The following is a 6,430-nucleotide window of genomic DNA, read 5'->3' on the forward strand; positions in this document are numbered from 1 at the left end:
ATTACCCTGCACGTAATTTTTGTGCGACACGAACCGGATGCGCAGCGGCGCTGGCTTCCAGATCCAGGTCACGGCTTTGCAGCAACAGCACCTGCGCTGCGACATCGCCCAGCATCGCTTTAAAGCCGCCAATCTGGCGCGCGAATACGTTATAGATAACGACCGCCGGAATCGCTGCCACCAGGCCGATTGCCGTTGCTAACAGAGCTTCTGCGATACCCGGTGCTACCACCGCCAAATTCGTGGTCTGCGTTTGCGCGATACCAATAAAGCTGTTCATGATGCCCCAGACCGTACCAAACAGACCAACGAACGGCGAAATCGCGCCAATGGTTGCCAGATAGCCGTTACCGCGTCCCATTTGACGCCCCACTGCGGCGACCCGACGCTCCAGGCGGAAGCTGGTACGCTCTTTAATACCTTCGTTATCGTCGCTGCCTTCTGACAATTCCAGCTCGTTCTGCGCTTCATTGAGCAAATGCAGGCTTAAGCTTTTGCTACCAAAATCAGCGGCGATATCGTTGGCCTGGTTTAAGGAACGCGCTTCAGCCAGCAGTTGCTGCTCGCGCTTAAGGCGACGCTTCTGATTGAAGAACTCTACGCTCTTACTGAAGAAGATTGCCCAGGTGACTACGGAGGCCAAAATAAGCCCAATCATCACGCACTTAACGACAATATCGGCGTGCTGATACATACCCCAGACGGAAAGATCCGTCTGCATTAAATTATTACCCACTGTGTATCTCCAGGACGCAAGTCACAAAATCTGCGCATAATAATATCAAAACGACGTCGAATTGATAGTCGTTCTCATTACTATTTGCATACTGCCGTACCTTTGCTTTCTTTTCCTTGCGTTTACGCAGTAAAAAAGCCACCAGAACGCCATTTGCGAAAATTTTCTTCTTTATGCCAATTCTTCAGGATGCGCTCGCAATTATTCATGCTAGTTTAGACATCCAGACGTATAAAAACAGGAATACCGACATGGCGGACAAAAAGCTTGATACTCAACTGGTGAATGCAGGACGCAGCAAAAAATACACTCTCGGCGCGGTGAATAGCGTGATTCAGCGCGCCTCTTCGCTGGTTTTTGACAGCGTTGAAGCGAAAAAACATGCGACGCGTAATCGCGCCAACGGCGAGTTGTTCTATGGACGGCGCGGAACGTTAACCCACTTCTCGTTACAAGAAGCAATGTGCGAACTGGAAGGTGGCGCCGGCTGTGCACTGTTTCCTTGCGGTGCGGCAGCGGTTGCCAATTCCATCCTTGCTTTTGTCGAACAGGGCGATCATGTGTTGATGACCAACACCGCCTACGAACCAAGTCAGGATTTCTGTAGCAAAATCCTCAGCAAACTGGGCGTAACGACATCGTGGTTTGATCCGCTGATTGGCGCGGATATCGTTAAACATCTGCAACCAAACACTAAAATCGTCTTTCTGGAATCGCCAGGCTCCATCACCATGGAAGTGCATGATGTTCCGGCGATTGTCTCCGCCGTGCGCAGCGTGGTGCCGGACGCCATCATTATGATCGATAACACCTGGGCTGCCGGGGTGCTGTTTAAAGCCCTTGATTTTGGCATTGATGTTTCCATTCAGGCCGCCACCAAATATCTGGTAGGCCACTCGGATGCAATGATCGGCACTGCAGTATGTAATGCCCGATGCTGGGAGCAACTGCGGGAGAATGCTTATCTGATGGGACAAATGGTCGATGCCGACACCGCTTATATGACCAGCCGTGGCCTGCGCACTTTAGGTGTGCGTCTGCGTCAACATCATGAAAGCAGCCTGAAAGTGGCTGAATGGCTGGCGGAACATCCGCAGGTTGAACGGGTTAACCACCCTGCTCTGCCGGGCAGTAAAGGTCACGAATTCTGGCAACGAGACTTTACAGGCAGCAGCGGACTATTTTCCTTTGTGTTGAAGAAAAAACTCAACGATGAAGAACTGGCGAACTATCTGGATAACTTCAGTTTATTCAGCATGGCCTACTCGTGGGGAGGATATGAATCGTTGATCCTTGCAAATCAACCGGAACATATCGCCGCCATTCGCCCGCAAGGAAAGATTGATTTCAGCGGCACGTTGATTCGCCTGCATATTGGTCTGGAAAACGTCGACGATCTGATTGCCGATCTGGACGCGGGCTTTACCCGAATTGTGTAACATTGCCAAATTTGGACAATTTTGCAGACATTTAATTGTGAATAGTCTTAAATTGTTGCGTCCGGGATCAAGGCGTCCCGGACGATTCAGGAGTACAATAGGCAAATAAAGGCTTAAACGCTGTTCCACAGGAAAGTCCATGGCTGTTATTCAAGACATTATCGCTGCGCTCTGGCAACACGACTTTGCCGCGCTGGCGGATCCTCATATTGTTAGCGTTGTTTACTTTGTCATGTTTGCCACGCTGTTTTTAGAAAACGGTCTGCTGCCCGCTTCATTTTTGCCAGGCGACAGCTTGTTGATACTGGCTGGCGCACTGATTGCCCAGGGGGTGATGGATTTTCTGCCAACAATCGTGATTCTGACTGCCGCAGCCAGCCTGGGCTGCTGGTTAAGTTATATTCAGGGGCGTTGGCTAGGTAATACCAAAACGGTGAAAGGCTGGCTGGCACAGCTCCCCGCTAAATATCATCAGCGCGCCACCTGTATGTTTGACCGCCACGGTTTGCTGGCTTTGCTGGCTGGACGTTTTCTTGCATTTGTCCGCACGCTGCTACCAACCATGGCGGGGATTTCCGGTCTGCCAAACCGCCGCTTCCAGTTTTTCAACTGGTTAAGTGGATTGCTATGGGTCAGCGTGGTGACCGGTTTCGGCTATGCCTTGAGCATGATCCCGTTCGTTAAACGCCATGAAGATCAGGTAATGACATTCCTGATGATCCTGCCGATTGCCCTGTTAACCGCCGGCCTGTTAGGCACGCTGTTTGTGGTGATTAAAAAGAAATACGGTAACGCCTGACGTTTTTCTCCGTTCCCGGCGGCGATGCCGGGAACACATTTAACTCCCCTGCATCGCCCGCATTCTTGCCGCATCTTCCCCCGGCGTCACACCGAAGTAGCGTTTAAACTCACGGCTAAATTGCGACGCACTTTCGTAGCCGACGCGCATCGCCGCCGCGCTGGCCTTCATGCCATCATGGATTATCATCATCCGCGCCTTATGCAGTCGGTAGTTCTTCAAATACTGCAACGGTGAGGTGCTGGTGACAGACTTAAAATTATGGTGGAACGCTGAAACGCTCATGTTAGCTTCTGCCGCCAGTTGCTCGACGCTCAGGTTTTCGGTGTATTTATTCTCAATCCGTTTCAGCACGCGGCTAATCAGGCTGAAGTGAGTCTGACGACTGACCAGCGCCAGTAATGCGCCACCGCAAGGTCCGGTCAGCACGTAGTAAAGAATTTCGCGGATGATCTGTTTACCAAGAATGCGCGCATCCAGCGGTCGCTCCATCACGTCCAGTAACCGCTCCGCCGCGCATAAAATCTCTTCTGACAACGTAGCGGAGTTTATGCCACTGGCAGCCATCGACGGCTGGAAATGCTCATCTTCACCAATGTCCATCAACAGTTCCTGTAACTGCAAAATATCGACGTTGAGACGTAAGCCCGCTAATGGCACCTCCGGCGTGGCATAGGTTTCGCACTCAAACGGTAACGGCACCGTCAGCAGCAGATATTCATTGGCATCATAACGAAACACGCGTTCATTGATATAGCCGATTTTATGCCCGGAAAAGAGAATTATGATGCCAGGTTCATACATCACCGGCGTACGTGCGCCGGGGTTCTCGCCATACAATAAGCGCACATCGGGCAATAGCTCAGACAAACTATTTTCTTTATTTTTCAGGTTATTAATTTTGTCCGTCAGCAGGCGGCAAATCTCTTCACGTTTCATATCGCGTAATTTCTTAAGAATAATGCGGCAATTTGATTGTGCGCAATTTTGTACCATTTCTCCAGTACTCTGGAGAAATAGGCAAGACATTGGCAGAAATGAGCATTGAGAGCTGCGACGCTGGCGACCACAATGAAAAACATCAGGCAGACCGATCTCTGCCCTAATATTGGCCCAGCAAAGGGAGCAAGTAATGAACAACTTTAATCTGCACACCCCAACCCGTATTTTGTTTGGTAAAGGCGCTATCGCTGGTTTACGCGAACAAATTCCTCACGATGCTCGCGTATTGATTACCTACGGCGGCGGCAGCGTGAAAAAAACTGGCGTTCTCGATCAAGTTCTGGATGCGCTGAAAGGTATGGATGTGCTGGAGTTTGGCGGTATCGAGCCAAACCCGGCTTATGAAACGCTGATGAACGCCGTGAAACTGGTTCGCGAACAGAAAGTGACTTTCCTGCTGGCGGTTGGCGGCGGTTCCGTACTGGACGGCACCAAATTTATCGCCGCAGCGGCAAATTATCCTGAGAATGTCGATCCGTGGCACATCCTACAAACTGGCGGTAAAGAGATTAAAAGCGCCATCCCAATGGGCTGTGTGCTGACACTGCCAGCGACCGGTTCAGAATCCAACGCAGGTGCGGTGATCTCCCGTAAAACCACCGGCGACAAGCAGGCGTTCCATTCTGCCCATGTTCAGCCCGTATTTGCCGTGCTCGATCCGATTTATACCTACACCCTGCCGCCGCGTCAGGTGGCTAACGGCGTAGTGGACGCCTTTGTACACACCGTGGAACAGTATGTTACCAAACCGGTTGATGCCAAAATTCAGGATCGCTTCGCAGAAGGTATTTTGCTGACGCTTCTCGAAGATGGCCCGAAAGCCCTGAAAGAGCCAGAAAACTACGATGTACGCGCTAACGTCATGTGGGCGGCAACCCAGGCGCTGAACGGTTTGATTGGCGCTGGCGTACCACAGGACTGGGCAACGCATATGCTGGGACACGAACTGACTGCGATGCACGGTCTGGATCACGCGCAAACGCTGGCTATCGTTCTGCCTGCCCTGTGGAATGAAAAACGCGACACCAAGCGCGCAAAACTGCTGCAATATGCTGAACGCGTCTGGAACATCACTGAAGGTTCCGACGATGAGCGTATTGACGCCGCAATTGCCGCGACCCGCAACTTCTTCGAGCAATTGGGCGTGCCAACCCGCCTCTCCGACTACGGTCTGGACGGCAGCTCCATCCCGGCATTGCTGAAGAAACTGGAAGAACACGGCATGACCCAACTGGGCGAAAATCATGACATTACGCTGGATGTCAGCCGCCGCATTTACGAAGCTGCTCGTTAAGCTTTTTCCTCCTCAAACTTTCGTTTTTGGGTATTTCGTCCAGACTTAAGTTCACACCAACTCACCGGAGCCTGCTCCGGTGAGTTCATATAAAAGGAGGAACGTATGGCTAATCCAACCGTTATTAAGCTACAGGATGGCAATGTCATGCCCCAGCTGGGACTGGGTGTCTGGCAAGCAAGTAATGAGGAAGTCATCACCGCTATCCAAAAAGCGTTAGAAGTGGGATATCGCTCGATTGATACCGCCGCTGCCTATAAAAACGAAGAAGGTGTCGGCAAGGCGCTGAAAAATGCCACTCTTGCCAGAGAAGAGTTGTTCATTACAACCAAACTGTGGAACGACGACCACAAACGCCCCCGCGAAGCACTGCTCGACAGCCTGAAAAAACTTCAGCTTGATTATATCGACCTTTACTTAATGCACTGGCCCGTTCCCGCTATCGATCACTATGTCGAGGCGTGGAAAGGAATGATTGAGCTGCAAAAAGAAGGATTAATCAAAAGCATTGGCGTCTGTAACTTCCAGATCCACCACCTGCAACGTCTGATCGACGAAACTGGCGTGACGCCTGTTATTAATCAGATCGAACTTCACCCGCTGATGCAGCAACGCCAGCTTCACGCCTGGAACGCTACGCACAAAATCCAGACCGAATCCTGGAGCCCATTAGCGCAAGGTGGGAAAGGCGTTTTCGATCAGAAAGTCATTCGCTACCTGGCGGATAAATACGGCAAAACACCGGCACAAATTGTTATCCGCTGGCATCTGGATAACGGTCTGGTGGTGATCCCGAAATCGGTCACGCCTTCACGCATTGCCGAAAACTTTGATGTCTGGGATTTCCGTCTCGACAAAGACGAACTTGGTGAAATCGCAAAACTCGATCAAGGTAAACGTCTCGGTTCCGATCCCGACCAGTTCGGCGGCTAACGCGCAAATTCTCCCGGTGGCGGTAATGTTCCGCTACCGGACTTTTCAGAAATCATTTATTCCCCTCACCTCCCGCCCGTTGTTACTCTCCCTTGTTCAGAAATGCCAAATTTAAGGACATCATCATGCAGAGCTGGAAGCTCTTAAAGCAACAAAGCATCTACAATATGGATGGATTTGCCCCTATATTTCCAGACACCTGTTATCACTTAACCCATTACTGGCCT

Annotated in this window: 6 protein-coding genes; 4 read left to right on the forward strand and 2 right to left on the reverse strand. The window is 51.0% G+C overall.

Going from position 1 to position 6,430, the window contains the following annotated elements; all coding sequences use genetic code 11:
- Position 1 precedes the first annotated feature (1 nt).
- A complete protein-coding gene (gene exbB, locus BEG40_RS16510; protein WP_000527844.1) occupies positions 2 to 736 on the reverse strand; it encodes a tol-pal system-associated acyl-CoA thioesterase in 735 nt (244 codons plus the stop codon).
- 251 nt (positions 737 to 987) lie between these two features.
- On the opposite strand from exbB, the gene metC reads away from it, so the two are divergent.
- Together metC and yghB are read left to right on the forward strand one after the other, a co-directional pair.
- A complete protein-coding gene (metC, locus tag BEG40_RS16520; protein ID WP_010356640.1) occupies positions 988 to 2,175 on the forward strand; it encodes a cystathionine beta-lyase in 1,188 nt (395 codons plus the stop codon).
- A 139-nt stretch (positions 2,176 to 2,314) separates the two neighbouring features.
- Positions 2,315 to 2,974, forward strand: coding sequence for a DedA family general envelope maintenance protein YghB (gene yghB, locus BEG40_RS16525; protein WP_016159785.1), 660 nt, complete (start codon positions 2,315 to 2,317; stop codon positions 2,972 to 2,974).
- 39 nt (positions 2,975 to 3,013) lie between these two features.
- Here yghB and yqhC read toward each other — a convergent pair whose 3' ends face one another.
- Positions 3,014 to 3,913, reverse strand: a complete 900-nt coding sequence (yqhC, locus tag BEG40_RS16530; protein WP_000817719.1) for a DNA-binding transcriptional regulator YqhC — start codon at positions 3,911 to 3,913, stop codon at positions 3,014 to 3,016.
- Between the two features lie 193 nt (positions 3,914 to 4,106).
- Here yqhC and yqhD point away from each other — a divergent pair, with 193 nt between their 5' ends.
- Together yqhD and dkgA are read left to right on the forward strand one after the other, a co-directional pair.
- On the forward strand, positions 4,107 to 5,270 hold the full coding sequence (gene yqhD / locus BEG40_RS16535; RefSeq protein ID WP_001058825.1) for an alcohol dehydrogenase: 1,164 nt from the start codon (positions 4,107 to 4,109) through the stop codon (positions 5,268 to 5,270).
- Between the two features lie 105 nt (positions 5,271 to 5,375).
- Entirely contained in the window at positions 5,376 to 6,203 is an 828-nt protein-coding gene (dkgA, locus tag BEG40_RS16540) for a 2,5-didehydrogluconate reductase DkgA (protein ID WP_105285779.1), read from the forward strand.
- Positions 6,204 to 6,430: the final 227 nt, after the last annotated feature.

The sequence above is a fragment of the Escherichia sp. MOD1-EC5495 genome, from assembly GCF_002965965.1.
Lineage (GTDB): Bacteria > Pseudomonadota > Gammaproteobacteria > Enterobacterales > Enterobacteriaceae > Escherichia > Escherichia ruysiae.